Source organism: Clostridium perfringens, from assembly GCF_016027375.1.
GTDB classification, from domain to species: Bacteria; Bacillota; Clostridia; order Clostridiales; family Clostridiaceae; genus Sarcina; species Sarcina perfringens.
On sequence record NZ_CP065681.1, the window covers coordinates 328110 to 343911 of the forward strand.

Here is a 15802-nt window from a genome sequence, read left to right on the forward strand (position 1 = left end):
AATTATTTATACTCTTAAAGTTTTGGAGGATTAAGAATGCAATATTTTGATTTAATGAAAAAAGCTTGCGATAGTGTGGGTATGGAATTTAATGAAGACAAATATCAAAAATTTATGCTTTACAAAGATTTATTAAAGGAATGGAATGAAAAAATAAATTTAACGGCAATAACAGAGGATGAAGAGATAGTAAAAAAACATTTTATAGATTGTATAAAAGCTTTTAAAGCAGATGAGTTTAAAAAAGCTAAGACAGTAATAGATGTTGGAACAGGTGCAGGGTTCCCTGGGTTACCTATAGCTATTATGAGAGAAGATGTAGAGGTTACTCTATTAGACTCATTAAATAAGAGAATAAATTTTTTAAATGAAGTTGTAAATAAACTAGGATTAAAAAATGTTAAGACTATACATTCTAGAGCAGAAGATGGTGCAAGAAAAAAAGAGTTAAGAGAAAATTTTGATATTGCTACATCAAGAGCTGTTGCTAATATGTGTGTTCTAAGTGAATTTTGTATTCCATATGTAAAGGTAAATGGGAATTTTATAGCTTTAAAAGGCCCAAATATAACTGAAGAGTTAAATGATTCAAAAAATGCTATTGGTACTTTAGGTGGTAAGCTTAAAGGTATAACTGAGGTTGAAATTGAGGGAACAGACTTAAATCATAACTTAGTAATAGTAGATAAAATAAAAAGTACGCCAAAGACTTTTCCTAGAAAAGCAGGTAATGTAACTAAGAAACCATTAAAATAAATATAATTTTTAAAATACTTTTTAGTTTAAGAAAATATTATAATTGAAAGTTATAAAAGCTTTTAAAAAATAATAAATATATTGACCATAAAAATAGGAATGTTTCACGTGAAACATTCCTATTTTTTCATTTTTTAATCAGAAATAACCAATATCATCTTTTATTATGTAATGTAAAAATATATAATAAAATAGATGTGTTAGAAGGGAGGTGGATGTTCAAGAATAAGATATTCTTGGATGAGTTTAATGAAAACAATTTGTGTTTTTAATCAAAAAGGTGGCGTTGGAAAAACAACAACAAATATAAATATATGTTCTTACTTGGCAATGCAGGGATTTAAGGTTTTAGCTATAGATATAGATCCTCAAGGGAATACTACAAGTGGATTAGGTATAGATAAGAGAAAATTAGACAAGTCTATATATGATTTATTAACTGCTGGTGAAGAGATAGAAACAATAATAATGAAAAGTGAATTAGTTGAAAATCTTTATGTAGTACCAGCAACAATGGAATTAGCAGGTGCTGAGGTAGAAATAATAGATAGAAAAGATAGAGAATATATACTTAAAAATGAAATAAATAAAATTAGAGATAAATTCGATTATATATTTATTGATTGTCCTCCATCTTTAGGAGTTCTAACTATTAATGCTTTAGTTGCATCTCATAGTGTTTTAATACCTATACAAGCAGAATATTATGCTTTAGAAGGGGTAGGACAATTAATAAATACAATAAATTTAGTTAAAAAGTCTTTAAATAAGGATCTTGATATTGAAGGTGTAGTAATGACTATGTATGATTCAAGAACTAATTTAAGTACAGAGGTTTATAAGGAAGTAAAAGAGTACTTTAAGGATAGATTATATGAAACTACTATTCCTAGAAATGTTAGACTAGCTGAAGCTCCGAGTTTTGGATTGCCAATATGTTTATATGATGAAAGATGTAGGGGAGCTAAATCTTATGAAAAACTAACTGAGGAATTCCTAAAAAGACAGGGAGTGAATATATAGATGGCTAAAAAATTTGGTTTAGGAAAAGGATTAGGAGCCTTAATACCAGAAGATAATATTAAGGAAGAAAAAAAAGAAAAAGGTGGAATAATAAATATTGAGCTTAAAGATATAAAAGCTAATAAAAAACAACCTAGGAAGTTTTTTGACAATAATAAATTAAATGAATTAGCTGAGTCTGTAAAGGAACATGGTATAATTCAACCTTTAATATTAAAGAAAGAAGAAAAGGGATATTCAATAATTGCAGGGGAAAGAAGATATAGAGCTGCTAAAATAGCAGAATTAACAGAGGTTCCTGCTTTAATAATGGATATTTCAGATGAAAAACTTCTACAAGTATCTTTAATAGAAAATATTCAAAGAGAAGATTTAAATCCTATAGAAGAAGGATTAGCATATGAAAGACTATTAAAAGAATTTGCTTTAACTCAAGAAGAGCTTTCAAAAACAATGGGAAAATCAAGAACTACAATAACAAATACAATGAGATTATTAAAGTTAGATGATAGAGTTAAAGAGTATGTAATGGAAGGAGTTATTTCAGAAGGACATGGAAGAGCTATTCTACCTTTAGAAAATGAGGCACAATATGAAATAGCTCAAAAAATAATTGATAACTCTCTTTCAGTTAGAGAAACTGAAAAATTAGTTAAAAAGATATTAAATGATGCTGTTGAAGAAAAAACATCAGAAAGAAGAAAACCACTTAATCCATATTACAAAGATGTTAGAGATAGACTTCAGGATCACTTTGGAACTAAAGTTAATTTAAATGCTAATAAGAATAAAGGTAAGATAGAAATAGAATACTATTCAGAAGAAGACTTACAGAGAATACTAGACATTATAAATATTTAAAATGTTTCACGTGAAACATTTTAAAAACACGAAGGGATGATAAACTACATGGAGAATGTACTAAATATACTTACACAATATTCAACTTATATAACAATAGGATTAATAGTATTAGTTTTAATACAGTTCATACTATTAATAGTAGCTTTCAGAAGTTTAAGCAAAGTAGAAAATAAATTTAGAAAAATCATGAGAGGGGTTAATAATAAGAATTTAGAAGAACTTATTAACTCTTACTTAGATAAAGTTGAAGAAGTTAAAAAAGATTCTGAAGAAACATTAGAAACTAATAAAATATTAAAAGCTCAAGTTGAAAAATGTACTCAAAAGGTATCTGTTATAAGATATAAAGCTTTCGAAGATGTTGGAAGTGATTTAAGTTTTTCAGTTGCTTTATTAGATGGAGAAAATAATGGAGTTATTTTAACTGGAATATATGGTAGAGATTATAGTACAACATATGCAAAGCCAATAGATAAAGGAATATCTAGATATGATTTATCAGAAGAAGAATTACATGTTCTAAATGCTGCAATGAATAAATAGGTTTAAGAAGAAATATAGGTTATATTAAAACAACGATTTTTAGTTGATTTTAATATAACCTATTTTTGTGTTAAACAAAATGTTTCACGTGAAACATTTCAATAAATAGGGGGAGTATATAAAAACTATATGAGTATTTATGGAGAATTTTATAAAATATTTTCTAAAGTTGAATCTAATATATTCTTTTTAAATCCTACGGATTTTAATATGCAATGGTGAATTCCATTAGATATAGCATTTGCAAGTAACATTACAGTGTATAATCTAGTATTTTGTAAAACCATAAATTCTAAGGAACCAGAAATATTTACTATTCCAAGTATGCTTAAGTCTCCTACTTCAGGCAAATCCTTATTTAATGCTATTCCAGGTTTAAGAGGTCTCTTTTCAATAAGTACGTGTCCTACATTATCAACAACTCCTAAACAAGCATCAATGGCTATAATAAAAGGTTTTTTATGTTTTGATTTAATTATTTTTACTGTCTCTTTTAAGTTTCCAGCATGGACAGTTTCTTCTAATGTTCCATATATGAAAATATTATTTTTACTTAAAAATTTAATCTTTTCACCAATTAATGGGCCAAGAGCATCTCCTGTGGAGCGATCAGATCCAATGCATATAAAAACAATTGGTCTATTTTCTTTTATAACTGGAGAAAGTTCTCTGCAAAGATAATCCCTAATTTTAAAAGAAGCTTTAGGATCTAAAGAATTTATATAAAAACTTGTACACATTATACCAACCTCCTTACTTGAAATTATTACCAAAAACAAAAAGTCTATACTATAAAACATTAACTTTTTTAAATATATTGAAAAAAATAATTAGAAAGATGCAAAATACTATTCCTAAAAGTCCATTTAATTCTAATCCTATAAAAATACAAATTAATATTAATAAAGGGTGTATTCCTAAAGTGGATGACATTAATTTAGGTTCTAAAAATTGGCGTAATAAAAAAATAAATATATACAATATAAATAATGAAATAGCTGAAAAAATATTTCCTGAGTTATATGAAATAAAAATAAGAGGAAAATAAATTAAGGGCATACCTAATACAGGGAGTAAGTCTAATAAGGCAGCAAGTACACTAAGTAATAGGGCATATTTAATATTTAAAAAGGAAAATCCTAAAAAGGTTAATACAAAAGAAATAAAAATTAAAAATAAATAAGAGAAACAGTATGTCAAAAGCATTTTTTTTATTTCATATAAAATGGTTAAAATTCTATTGCTGTAATTAGAGTTAAGATAATTAGACAAAGTTTTACTAAAGTTAATAGTGTTTAATTCCTTTGATAAAAAATAAGTTGATAGTACAGTAAAAATAAGAAGCATAAAGGTATAAGGTAAATAACTTATTAATAAAAAAACTTTTTGAATTAGTTCAGTTCCAAAAGAAAGAATAAGTACAGTTATTTCTTTAAATGAAGATATTAAAGTATTTTTTATTAAGTTTAAAACTGCATTATCAATAAAGTTTACTTCAATCCAATTTTGTAGTGATATAAAATAATTTTGAAATTCCTTAGAGTTAGTATTTATTATTTCTTGAATATAGTTTGTTAAGGATGAAGATTCATAAGCTAAAGATGTAATAAATAATGTAAATAAAATTATTATTATTAAGAAAAAAATAAATGTACTTATAAAGGAAGCAAGTCCAACATTTAATTTGAATTTTTTTATTAAAAATTGAGTGGGTGTCTTTAGTAGCAATGAAAATATGAATGCTAGTAGAAAGGGCAAAGTATATTTTAATGTATTAAAAAACGTAAAAAATATAAGTGTGTATAAAATAAAAAACACACTTATTTTTTCACTTTTGATTATTAAATTTTTCATAGGTCAGAAGTCTACCTCCTTGAAATTAATTCTTTTATAACCTCAACAAATCTATAGACTTCTTCTATTGTATTAAAGTACCCTAAACTTATTCTTATGCTTCCAGCTGGATATGAACCAACTGTTTTGTGAGCAAGCGGAGTACAATGAATTCCAGTCCTACATGTTATGTTAAATTCACTATCTAACAAGAATCCTGTAAATTCAGGATCCATACCTTCTATATTGAAAGATATTGTTGAAGTTTTCTTTTTGGCATCCATAGGACCATAAATCTTAACTTCTGGAATTTCAGATAATAAATCCATAGCTTTTTGGCATAATATTTCTTCTTTTGCTTTTATATTTCCAATGCCTTCTTTTTCTATGAATTTTATTCCCTCTAGAAGCCCTATTATTCCTGGAGTGTTTAAAGTTCCATATTCAAATTTATCAGGCAATTCTTGAGGATGTTCTATTAGTGAGGAATTACTTCCTGTTCCGCCAGAAAAGATATTTTTACATATAGAATTTAATTTATCATCTATAATAAAACCACCTATTCCTTGAGGTCCTAAAAGAGACTTATGACCTGTAAAGGCTAATGCATTTAAATTAAGTTCAGTCATATCAATTGGAATAACCCCTGCTGTTTGCGCAGAATCTAAAATAAAAAAGATATCATTTTCTTTGCAAAGCTTCCCTATTTCTTTAATTGGTTGAATTGTTCCAACTAGGTTTGATGCATGAGATAAAATTATAAGCTTTGTGTTACTCTTTAATTTCTCTTTTATTTTTTCAACTGATACTAGACCTTCATTATTACATTGAACTATATCTAGTTCTACATTAGGAAGCTCATCGCTAATTTTTACTAAAGGTCTTAAGACAGAATTATGTTCCATAGATGTAGTAATTATATGCCAATCAGATTTAATTATTCCTAAAAGTAACATATTTAATGATGTTGTAATATTATTTGTGAAAATAACATTTTCACTTTTAGGAAAATTAAAGAATTTAGCTATTTCATATCTACATTCATAGACAGCTCTACTACTTTGCAGAGCTGTAGATGAGGATCCTCTATTAGCACTTCCGCCTTCAAAACTCATATAATCAAACATAGCTTTTATTACAGAGTCAGGTTTAGGGAAAGTAGTTGCTGCATTATCAAAATATATTTTATTCATAAGCAAAAACCTCACATGAAAATTTTAAATATTCCGTATATAGTAAATCCTAATCCAAGTAAAATCATAAAATATTTTACACTTTTATCAGCCTTACCAGTAAGTTCTTTTTTTACTAGACTTCCACCTTTGGCAGCCATAAAATTTAATAATATAAACCAAGCTAAAGTTGTTATAAACATAGCACTTATGGCTACTAAAAAGAAATGTCTACCTGAAAGTTTCCATATACTCATTATTCCAGCACTTACAGCCATCCATACTGATAAAGTCATAGGGTTTACAAAGGTTATTAAAAAACCATTTATAAAACCATTACCAGTTTTATGACTATCTATAGTTTCAACACATTTTTCGTCTAAACTTTTTTGAGAAGATTTAAATATTAAATTAACTATTATAAGAACTAATCCTGAAATAATCCAAAAGGCACATTCTACATACCTATTTAAATTTAATAATTGGGCTACTCCGAAGTTTATTAATAATATGTACAAATAGTCAGCGGCTATTGCGCCTAATGAAACTTCAAAGCCTTTTTTAAATCCTTTATCTAGAGATTGTGTTGCAGCTTCTATTGCAGCTGGACCTAATGGTATAGAAACTAATAGGCCTGTTACAATTCCAGATAAAATAGCCTTTAAATAGAAAAAAGACATACTCAAACTCCTTTTACAGTTGTTTTTATAAATTTACATAATTATATTATAGTTCAAAATAGAAAAGCTTTCACCCTTATTTTGAAAGTGTTAACTTTTATGATATATACTTATAATATATACTAATAAAACGATATACTTTTTAGGAGGAAAAATAGTATGAAAGACTTTATCATGGTTTTTAATAATACACACGAGGCTATGGAAGGAGAAAGAATACTTAAAGAAAATGGAATATCATTTATAATAATGCCAACTCCAACTTACATAACAAAAAGTTGTGGAATAAGTTCAGCCTTTAATAAAGATCAATTAGAAAAGATAGAAACTTTAGAAATTAAATTTAAAAATATATATTCAATAACCAATAAAGGATTTGAAATATATAAATAATTATTTATTTCAAAATCATAAGGAGTGGTTTAATGTTATTAGATAGTTTGCTTGGAATTAATTTTGAATTTGATCACATTAAGCTTGGGAAAATAAAGATATCTTTATCTACTATTGATTTTCTATTAAAAAAATTTATAACAATATGTGTCATAGTTATTTTTATGATTTTGGTAATTAAAATAGGAAGCAAATTAATAGATAAAGCTGTGCAAAAACAAATAGATACAAACTTTAAGTTCTCCTTAGACACAAGAAAGGCAAATACATTGGGAACTTTATTAAAAAGTATTTTGATGTATTCAGTATATTTTATAGGTATAACAACTATATTATCTATTATATTTGGAAATATATCTTGGGCCTTTGCCTCTGTAGGAGGAGTAGCCGTAGGTTTAGGAGCTCAAAGTTTTGTTAAAGATGTAATAAATGGGATATTTATACTTTTTGATAACCAATACAATGTTGGGGATTATGTAACCATAGAAGGTGTAAGTGGAATTGTAGAGGTAATAGGTCTTAGGACAACTGAGCTTAGGGATCAAGATGGTTCTCTTCATATTATTCCAAATGGAATGATAAGAATAGTAACAAATAATTGTAGAGGTGATATGAGAGTTCAGATTGATATTGGAATTTCATATAGCGATGATATAAATAAAGTAATAAACACTATAAACTCAGTTTGTGATACATATAATAAAGAAAATAATGATATAACAGAACCATTAAAAGTTTGGGGAGTTACAGATCTAACAAGTTCTAGTGTTAATCTTAGAATTTGTGGAAAAGTAAAATCCATGAAACTTTGGGAAACAGAAGTAGAGTTAAGAAAGAGAATAAAAATGACTCTTGATAAAAAGAAATATATGAAAGAAATAATTACAGGTTAATTTATATAAATTTTATTTTAGAGGAGGTTATTTAATTTGATAAACAAATTTTATATTGGTGATATAGTTAAAATGAGGAAAGTACATCCTTGTGGAAGTGATGAGTGGGAAGTTATAAGAGTTGGAGCTGATATTAAAATAAAATGTTTAGGATGCTCAAGAATTGTAATGATTCCTAGATCTAAATTCCAAAAGGGAGTAAAAAAGATTATAAAATCAAATGCTCCAGAGGAAGAAATTAATGAATAAAATTTTAAAAAAATAAATTTATAAAAGTTATGTTTACATTAATAAAGAGGGTTGCAATAACCCTCTTTTAATGTTAGAATATTTAATTGTAATCCCTGCTATGCTAGAGCATAGCCGTAGTCCAGAGGGAGGAGGTGTAAATGATGAGAAAATATGAAACTATATTCGTAGCTCACCCATCATTAGACGAGGAAGCTGTTAAAGCTTTAATCGAAAAATTCAAGGGTGTTATAGAAAACGGAAATGGTACAGTTGACAACGTTGATTTCTGGGGTAAGAGAAAATTAGCTTACGAAATCGCTAAAGTTAACGAAGGTTACTATACTTTAATCAACTTCACTGCTAACCCAGAATTACCAAAAGAGTTAGACAGAGTATTCGGAATAACTGACGGAATAATCAGACACATCATCGTTAAAGAAGAGCAATAAGAGGTGGTCGTAAATGAATAAAGTAGTTTTAATTGGTAGACTTACTAAAGATCCAGAGCTTAGATTTGCAGCAGGAAGCGGTACAGCAGTTGCAAGATTTACACTAGCTGTAAATAGACAATTCAAAAAAGATGAAGCTGATTTTATCAGTTGCATAGCTTTTGGAAAAACTGGTGAGACCATAGCTCAATATATTACTAAAGGCAGACAATTGGCTGTTTCAGGAAATATAAGAACTGGAAGTTATGAAGCTCAAGATGGAACTAGAAGATATACTACTGACGTAGTTGTTGAAAGTTTTGACTTTATCGATTCAGGAAATGGCGGAGCAAGAGGAAACTCAGGCTTTGGTTCAGGAAATGATTTCGGTGGTTCTTTCGGTATGCCAGACAATTCATTTAGTGATTCATCATTCAATAGTAATGATGATATGACACCAATTGATGATGGAGACATTCCATTCTAATTCAGATTTTAGGTAAGGAGGGAAATAGTGATGAGTAACGTAAAAAGAGGCGGAAAATTCAGAAGAGCAAGAAAAAAAGTTTGCATATTCTGCGTTGATAAAGCTGAATCAATAGATTACAAAGATGTAGCTAAATTAAAGAAATACATCACAGAAAGAGGTAAAATATTACCAAGAAGAATTTCTGGAACTTGTGCTAAGCATCAAAGACAATTAACAGATGCTATCAAGAGATCAAGAAATATCGCATTATTACCATTCACAACTGAGTAATGGTTGCAAACCCCTGATATTTTCAGGGGTTTTTTTATTATATATTAAATTATTATAATCATTAAAGTTTTTAAATAGTCTTATTAAATGGTTTAAGAAAATTTTATTTGTGTGGTAAGTATATTAAAGTGTATACTTATTAAAATATGTACACTTTAATATAAATGCTACTATAATTTAGAGTTTTTAAGTTTTCTCTGAATTAAGTCTCATTTATTGCATAAGACTAAAAAAATAAATAAAATAAAGGTATATAATAAAGGGTATAATTGGGAGGGAAATATGAAAAAAGATAACTTTAATATCATGGGAGATATAAAGATTATTGAAGAAATAAAAGCTCAAATTATCTGCATATTAGGAGAACTATTTACACTTTTAACAAAAGGAAGTAATGTAGCAAAGGATGCCATAGTAAACTGCATAGCATCTTTAATTATTTTATTATACATTTTAGCAGATAAGTTAGGTCATTCTGCAATAGAAGTAGATGAGACAATTAAAAAAAGTTTAAAGATTGGTATAGTTGAAGAGGATAATTTAGAAAAACAAGGAGGTAACTTAACTAAATTATTTAATCATTTAAAAGAAAGAAGATAATTTATTTGGAGGAACATATGGAAGAAAAGAATAAGAGTAAATCTATAGTTGAAGCTGGAATAATGTCAGCAATAACATTTGTACTTATGATGCTTACTAGCTTACCAGGAATAGGTACAATAATAAGCTTTGCTATTCCAATTCCTATAGCTTTATTGTATTTAAAGTATAATCTTAAAACCTCTATTTGTTCTATTGTTATTAGTGGAATTTTGATTGGATTTTTCATGGGGTCTATATATGGAATTCAATTAGCCATAACAAATGGAATTATAGGTTTGGTTTTAGGAACCTGTGTTAAAAAGAAATTTTCAGGAATAAAATCATTTATATATTTAATTGTAGCAAATACAATTGGTGTATTAATAGAAATAGCATTATTATTTTCAGCTTTTACAGGAATTACATTTAATCAATATATAAATGAATTAGTAAATGTTTTTAATGAAGCTGCTAAAATCAGTGAACAAATGATGGGAAGTTCACAGGCTAACACTCAAATGATAGAGCTTATGAAGTCTATGGATGCAAGTTTTATAATGAATATGATACCTATGGTATTAGTTATGGTTATAATAATGAGAGCATTTTTAAGTTATACCGTTGGAAAGTACATTATTAATAAATTAGGATTTAAATTAAACAGCTTACCACCTTTTTCAAAGTGGTTTTTTAACCCAATATTAATTGCAGCAGTTGTATTAATAAATCTTTTTGTTATGCTTTTAGTAAGCAAGGGAGTAATAAGTAATAAGGGCATATACATGCTTACACTAAATTTATTATTTGCTATGCTTATAATTCAAGGATTAGCTGTAGTCTCAAATTTATTAAAGTATAGATATAGATTTAGCAATTTTTTAATAGTTTTTATTAGTATATTAATGGTTACTTCAATACCACAATTATTTGGAATATTAGGATTGATTGATGTATTAATTGATATAAGAGGTGTAGATCCAAATAGTTTAGGAAGTTACATTAAGGAGAAACTAAAAAAGAAAGTGCAATAACTAATATTTATATTTAGTAAGGGGCTGTTAAAATGAAATCAATATTGGAAGATTATAATAAATTTTTAGCTTACTTTGCATTTGTAGTTTTAGCGTGCTTAGTATTTTGGAAATTAAACTTTAAAATAGTATCTTTAGTAATAGCTTTTGTATATATAATATATTTAATCTATAAAATATCTGACTTTTTAAGAGAAGAAAAGGATGAGGAAGAAAAGATAGATAAATTATATAAAAATGTAGATGAGAAAGTTAAAGACAATATTTTTAATTTGATTTTCCCATTAACTATATTAAATTCTACTGGTGAAATAATATGGTATAACCATAAGTTTAGTAAGCTTATAAATAGTGAAGATTTACTAGAAACGAATTTAGTATCTGTTATAAAAGGTGTTGCTTTAGATAAGATCATTAGAACAGGAAAAGAAAATTCTCAAAATATAAAAATAAAAAGTAATATCTATGAAGTTTATAGTGAGGGTTTAAAATTAGATGAATCAGATAAAAAATATTTTTTGGTATTTTTTAATGATGTTACTTATTTAAAGAAGGCCACAAAAGAAAGTATAATGCTTTTAGAAGTTGATAATTTTAGTGAAGTTTTAAAAACAATAGATGATGACAAAAAACCACTACTTATAGCAGAAATAGAAAGAACAATAAATAATTATGGAAATTCACTAAATGCCATGATAAAAAAGTATGATAATAGTAAATATATTTTATCAGTAGACGATGCTATTATTGGCAAGGAAATTTCTAAAAAGTTTGATATACTAGATACTATAAGAGAAATTAACTTAGGGAATGAAATAGAAGTAACCTTAAGCATAGGTGTTGGAAGAGGTGGAGAAACTCCTGCACAAAATCAAGATGATGCCACAAAGGCTAAGGAATTAGCTTTAGGTAGAGGTGGAGATCAAGCAGTTATTAAATCAGGTAAAAATATTGAGTTCTTTGGAGGAAATGCTAAGGAACTTGAAAAGAGAACAAGAGTTAGAGCTAGGGTTGTAGCCCATGTATTAAAAGAACTTGTTTATGAAAGTAGTACTGTTTATATAATGGGACATAAAAATCCTGATATGGATTGTTTTGGTGCTTCATTTGGTTTAGCTTCAGTAGTGAAGAAGTTAGGAAAAAATGTTAATATAGTATTAGAAAAAGATACTAATGCTATAGAATTTTTCTTAGATAGAGTTAAAGAAAAAGAAGAATATAGTAAACTATTTATATCTACTGAAGAAGCTAAAAAGAATATAGATGACAATACTTTATTAATAATAGTAGATGTTAATAGTGCAAACTATGTATTAGATAGAGAGTTAACAGAACTTATTGAAAGGGTGGTTGTAATAGACCATCATAGAAGAAGTCCTGAGGATATAAAGGGAGCACTATTAAATTATATTGAGGTATATGCTTCATCTACATCAGAACTTGTTACTGAAATGGTTCAGTATATGTTAGATAAACCTAAATTAAATAGAATTGAAGCAGAAGGTCTTTTAGCTGGAATTTATATAGACACTAAGAATTTCTCTTTTAAAACCGGTGTAAGAACCTTTGAAGCAGCTTCATTTTTAAGAAGATTAGGTGCAGACACAGTAGAGATTAAAAAAATATTTAGTAATAACTTAGAAAATTATATAGCAAAAGCAGAAATAATAAAATCTGCAAAGGTAGAAAATAAAATAGCAATAGCAGTTTGCCCAGAAAATATTACTGATACTGTTGTGGCAGCTCAGGCTGCTGATGAACTTTTAAATATTACTGGAATACAAGCTTCATTTGTATTAATAAAATTAGGTGAAGATGTTGCTATAAGTGCAAGATCTTTAGGGGATATTAATGTTCAAGTGATTCTTGAAGAACTTGGTGGCGGAGGTCATATGACTATGGCTGGCGCTAAGATTAAGGATGCCACTATTGACGAGGCTATAGAAAAAATAAAAGAAGCTATTGCAAAAAACTCAAGGGAAGGTGAATAAAATGAAAGTAATATTACTTCAAGACGTTAAAAAATTAGGTAAAAAAGGCGATGTTATAAATGCATCAGATGGATATGCTAGAAACTTTTTATTTCCAAAGAAATTAGCTCAAGAAGCTACTGATAATAATCTTCATATATTAAACAATAAAAAAGAGAACGAAAGAAGACAAAAGTTAGCTGAATTAGAAGCTGCTCAAGCTTTAGCTGCTGATTTAAAAGATAAAGTAATAAAAATAGATGGTAAGGCTGGAGATAATGGAAAATTATTCGGAGCTATAACTAGCAAAGATGTAGCAGGACTTATCAAAAAACAATTTAATGTAGAAGTTGATAAAAAGAAAATTGTTATGGATACAATAAAAATTGCAGGAACTTATAACATAGAAGTTAAACTATATCCAGAAGTTTCAACAAAAATGAAGGTTATGGTTGTTCCTGTTCAATAAGAGGAGGATTCTATTTTGAAATCAATTAAAGAATTAGAGGTTCTACAAGATGTTATGAATAGTGAACTTGGAGTAGAATCTCAAGTTGAAGCACTAAAAGATATAATAAATAATATATTAGACGAAGGTGCATTTAGAGCGAGAGTTATAAGATTTAAAGTACAAAATTATATAAATTCAACTGATCCTTATGAAAGACTTTATGGATTAAGTAAAATTGTTTCTGAAGGAAAGGGTTTAAGTGAAGTTCCAACTGAAGAAACTATAAATGAAGCTTTAGAAGATGTTTGTGCTATGATATCAGATGCTATTGCTAGAAGATATGTTCAAAATAAAATAGAAAAAGAAGTTGAACAATTCTTAATGGAAAAGCAAGAAAAGTATGTTGATGAACTTAGAGTAAACATAATGAAAAAGAAAAAAGGTCCAGAAAATGCTAAGACAGAGAAAAAGCTTGAGGAGCTTGAAGAGTTAGATGAAAGAGTTCCAAATAAGAATATAATGTCTTTATTAAGACCTGATTCATTTGATGAGGTAGTTGGTCAAGAGAGAGCTGTTAAGTCACTTCTTTCAAAACTAGCTTCACCATATCCTCAACATATAATACTTTATGGACCTCCAGGGGTTGGTAAAACAACAGCTGCTAGAATTGCTCTAGAAACAGCTAAGAAATTAAAATCAACTCCATTTGATGATAGATCAAAATTCATAGAGGTTAATGGTACAACTTTAAGATGGGATCCAAGAGAAATTACAAACCCACTTTTAGGTTCAGTACATGATCCAATATATCAAGGTAGCAAAAGAGACTTAGCTGAAATAGGAGTTCCAGAACCAAAACCAGGTTTAGTTACTGAAGCTCATGGTGGTATATTATTCATAGATGAAATTGGAGAATTAGATGAAATACTTCAAAATAAACTTTTAAAAGTTTTAGAAGATAAGAGAGTTGAATTCTCATCATCTTACTATGATCCAGATGATGAAAATACACCTAAATATATAAAATATCTTTTTGATAAAGGAGCTCCAGCAGATTTTGTTTTAATAGGAGCAACTACTAGAGAACCAGGAGAAATCAATCCTGCTTTACGTTCAAGATGTACAGAGGTTTATTTTGAACCACTATCATCAAGAGATATTGAAAAGATAGTATTAAATGCAGCTAAGAAGCTTAATGTTAAGCTTGAAGAAGGTTTAGAAAAGAAAATAGCTTCTTATACTATAGAAGGTAGAAGAGCTGTAAATATATTAGCAGATGCTTATGGTCATGCTATTTATGGCTTAGAGGGAGAAGTTCCAGAAGACCTAGAAATAACTTCAAAGGATTTAAATGAAGTTGTAAGCATAGGAAGATTTACTCCATATGAAATACTAGAAAATTTAGAAGAAAAAGAAGTAGGTCATGTTTATGGACTTGGAGTTTCAGGATTCTTAGGCTCAACAATAGAGATTGAAGCCACTGCTTTTAAAGCTAAGAAAAAGGGTGCTGGAAAAATAAGATTCAATGATACTGCTGGTTCAATGGCTAAGGATTCTGTATTTAATGCTGCATCTGTAATAAAAAGGCTAACTGATAAGGATATAAATGACTATGATATACATGTTAACGTAATTGGTGGAGGAAAGATAGATGGACCATCTGCTGGAGCTGCCATTACCATATGTATAATGAGTGCTTTATTAGAAAAGCCAATAAGACAAGACTTAGCTATAACTGGAGAGATTTCTTTAAGAGGAAAGATTAAACCAGTTGGAGGTATATTTGAAAAAATATACGGGGCTAGAAGAAAGGGAATTAAGTTAGTAACTGTTCCTAAAGATAATGAAAATGAAATCCCTAAAGGATTAGAAGATATAGAAGTTAAAGCTATAAGTTCTATAGAAGAGCTTATGGAAATTGCTTTTAATTAAAAATAAAGAACCTAGATTTATTTCTAGGTTTTTTATTTTGTCTTTTAAATTTACCTAGTATAAATAAAACTATAGGTTTTTTACAAGATTTCATGTATTATATATATTGTGATAAAGCATTTTTTCTTGTTATTTTTCTATATATATTGATAAATTTTAATGTATTATATATAGTGGAGTAGTATTTTATTAATTAGTTTTTATAATTAAAAAATTAATTATGTATTATGTCACTAAATTATATTTTTTTGTATAAAGTA

At 27.7% G+C, this 15802-nt stretch carries 19 protein-coding genes; 15 read left to right on the forward strand and 4 right to left on the reverse strand.

All coding sequences use genetic code 11. The features are described 5' to 3' along the window. Window positions 1-36: 36 nt before the first annotated feature. The 4 genes from rsmG (at window position 37) to I6G60_RS01690 (ending at window position 3186) form a co-directional block, all read left to right on the forward strand. Window positions 37-756, forward strand: coding sequence for a 16S rRNA (guanine(527)-N(7))-methyltransferase RsmG (rsmG, locus tag I6G60_RS01675; protein ID WP_003459994.1), 720 nt, complete (start codon window positions 37-39; stop codon window positions 754-756). Window positions 757-1005: 249 nt separating this feature from the next. After that, window positions 1006-1779 (forward strand): ParA family protein, encoded by a 774-nt coding sequence (locus tag I6G60_RS01680; RefSeq protein WP_003451027.1) that lies wholly within the window; start codon window positions 1006-1008, stop codon window positions 1777-1779. Continuing rightward, a complete protein-coding gene (locus tag I6G60_RS01685; protein WP_003451039.1) occupies window positions 1780-2640 on the forward strand; it encodes a ParB/RepB/Spo0J family partition protein in 861 nt (286 codons plus the stop codon). A 48-nt stretch (window positions 2641-2688) separates the two neighbouring features. Next, complete coding sequence (locus I6G60_RS01690) at window positions 2689-3186, forward strand: DUF4446 family protein (RefSeq protein WP_003451034.1); 498 nt, start codon at window positions 2689-2691, stop codon at window positions 3184-3186. A 149-nt stretch (window positions 3187-3335) separates the two neighbouring features. On the opposite strand, the gene yyaC is transcribed toward I6G60_RS01690, so the two are convergent. Genes yyaC through I6G60_RS01710 form a run of 4 tightly spaced genes read right to left on the reverse strand, consistent with a single transcriptional unit; the run spans window position 3336 to window position 6871 of the window. After that, window positions 3336-3926 carry a spore protease YyaC gene (gene yyaC, locus I6G60_RS01695; protein ID WP_011591194.1) on the reverse strand — a complete coding sequence of 197 codons (591 nt, stop codon included), beginning with the start codon at window positions 3924-3926 and terminating at the stop codon, window positions 3336-3338. 49 nt (window positions 3927-3975) lie between these two features. Further along, window positions 3976-5040 (reverse strand): sporulation integral membrane protein YtvI, encoded by a 1065-nt coding sequence (gene ytvI / locus I6G60_RS01700; RefSeq protein ID WP_011591193.1) that lies wholly within the window; start codon window positions 5038-5040, stop codon window positions 3976-3978. Between the two features lie 11 nt (window positions 5041-5051). Next, window positions 5052-6212 carry an aminotransferase class V-fold PLP-dependent enzyme gene (locus I6G60_RS01705; protein ID WP_110035063.1) on the reverse strand — a complete coding sequence of 387 codons (1161 nt, stop codon included), beginning with the start codon at window positions 6210-6212 and terminating at the stop codon, window positions 5052-5054. Between the two features lie 11 nt (window positions 6213-6223). Further along, entirely contained in the window at window positions 6224-6871 is a 648-nt protein-coding gene (locus I6G60_RS01710; protein WP_003459974.1) for a LysE family translocator, read from the reverse strand. A 159-nt stretch (window positions 6872-7030) separates the two neighbouring features. Between I6G60_RS01710 and I6G60_RS01715 the strand changes: the two genes are divergently transcribed. The 11 genes from I6G60_RS01715 (at window position 7031) to lonC (ending at window position 15542) form a co-directional block, all read left to right on the forward strand. Next, window positions 7031-7264, forward strand: coding sequence for a DUF3343 domain-containing protein (locus I6G60_RS01715; protein ID WP_003460020.1), 234 nt, complete (start codon window positions 7031-7033; stop codon window positions 7262-7264). A gap of 32 nt (window positions 7265-7296) precedes the next feature. Beyond that, entirely contained in the window at window positions 7297-8157 is an 861-nt protein-coding gene (locus I6G60_RS01720) for a mechanosensitive ion channel family protein (RefSeq protein ID WP_003466073.1), read from the forward strand. A 36-nt stretch (window positions 8158-8193) separates the two neighbouring features. Further along, a complete protein-coding gene (locus I6G60_RS01725) occupies window positions 8194-8406 on the forward strand; it encodes a DUF951 domain-containing protein (protein WP_003459977.1) in 213 nt (70 codons plus the stop codon). 143 nt (window positions 8407-8549) lie between these two features. Further along, window positions 8550-8837 carry a 30S ribosomal protein S6 gene (gene rpsF, locus I6G60_RS01730; protein ID WP_003479405.1) on the forward strand — a complete coding sequence of 96 codons (288 nt, stop codon included), beginning with the start codon at window positions 8550-8552 and terminating at the stop codon, window positions 8835-8837. Between the two features lie 13 nt (window positions 8838-8850). Further along, on the forward strand, window positions 8851-9303 hold the full coding sequence (locus I6G60_RS01735) for a single-stranded DNA-binding protein (RefSeq protein WP_003451037.1): 453 nt from the start codon (window positions 8851-8853) through the stop codon (window positions 9301-9303). A 30-nt stretch (window positions 9304-9333) separates the two neighbouring features. After that, the gene (rpsR, locus tag I6G60_RS01740; RefSeq protein ID WP_003451020.1) at window positions 9334-9576 is read left to right on the forward strand and encodes a 30S ribosomal protein S18; all 243 of its coding nucleotides are present in this window, start codon (window positions 9334-9336) and stop codon (window positions 9574-9576) included. A 282-nt stretch (window positions 9577-9858) separates the two neighbouring features. Continuing rightward, window positions 9859-10176, forward strand: coding sequence for a MazG-like family protein (locus I6G60_RS01745; RefSeq protein WP_003450993.1), 318 nt, complete (start codon window positions 9859-9861; stop codon window positions 10174-10176). Window positions 10177-10193: 17 nt separating this feature from the next. Beyond that, window positions 10194-11189 (forward strand): YybS family protein, encoded by a 996-nt coding sequence (locus tag I6G60_RS01750; RefSeq protein WP_003459978.1) that lies wholly within the window; start codon window positions 10194-10196, stop codon window positions 11187-11189. A 32-nt stretch (window positions 11190-11221) separates the two neighbouring features. Beyond that, window positions 11222-13180, forward strand: coding sequence for a DHH family phosphoesterase (locus I6G60_RS01755; protein WP_003459997.1), 1959 nt, complete (start codon window positions 11222-11224; stop codon window positions 13178-13180). Window position 13181: 1 nt separating this feature from the next. Beyond that, window positions 13182-13628, forward strand: coding sequence for a 50S ribosomal protein L9 (gene rplI, locus I6G60_RS01760; RefSeq protein WP_003451030.1), 447 nt, complete (start codon window positions 13182-13184; stop codon window positions 13626-13628). Between the two features lie 15 nt (window positions 13629-13643). Further along, entirely contained in the window at window positions 13644-15542 is a 1899-nt protein-coding gene (gene lonC, locus I6G60_RS01765; RefSeq protein WP_003459992.1) for a Lon family ATP-dependent protease, read from the forward strand. The last annotated feature ends 260 nt before the right edge of the window (window positions 15543-15802 follow it).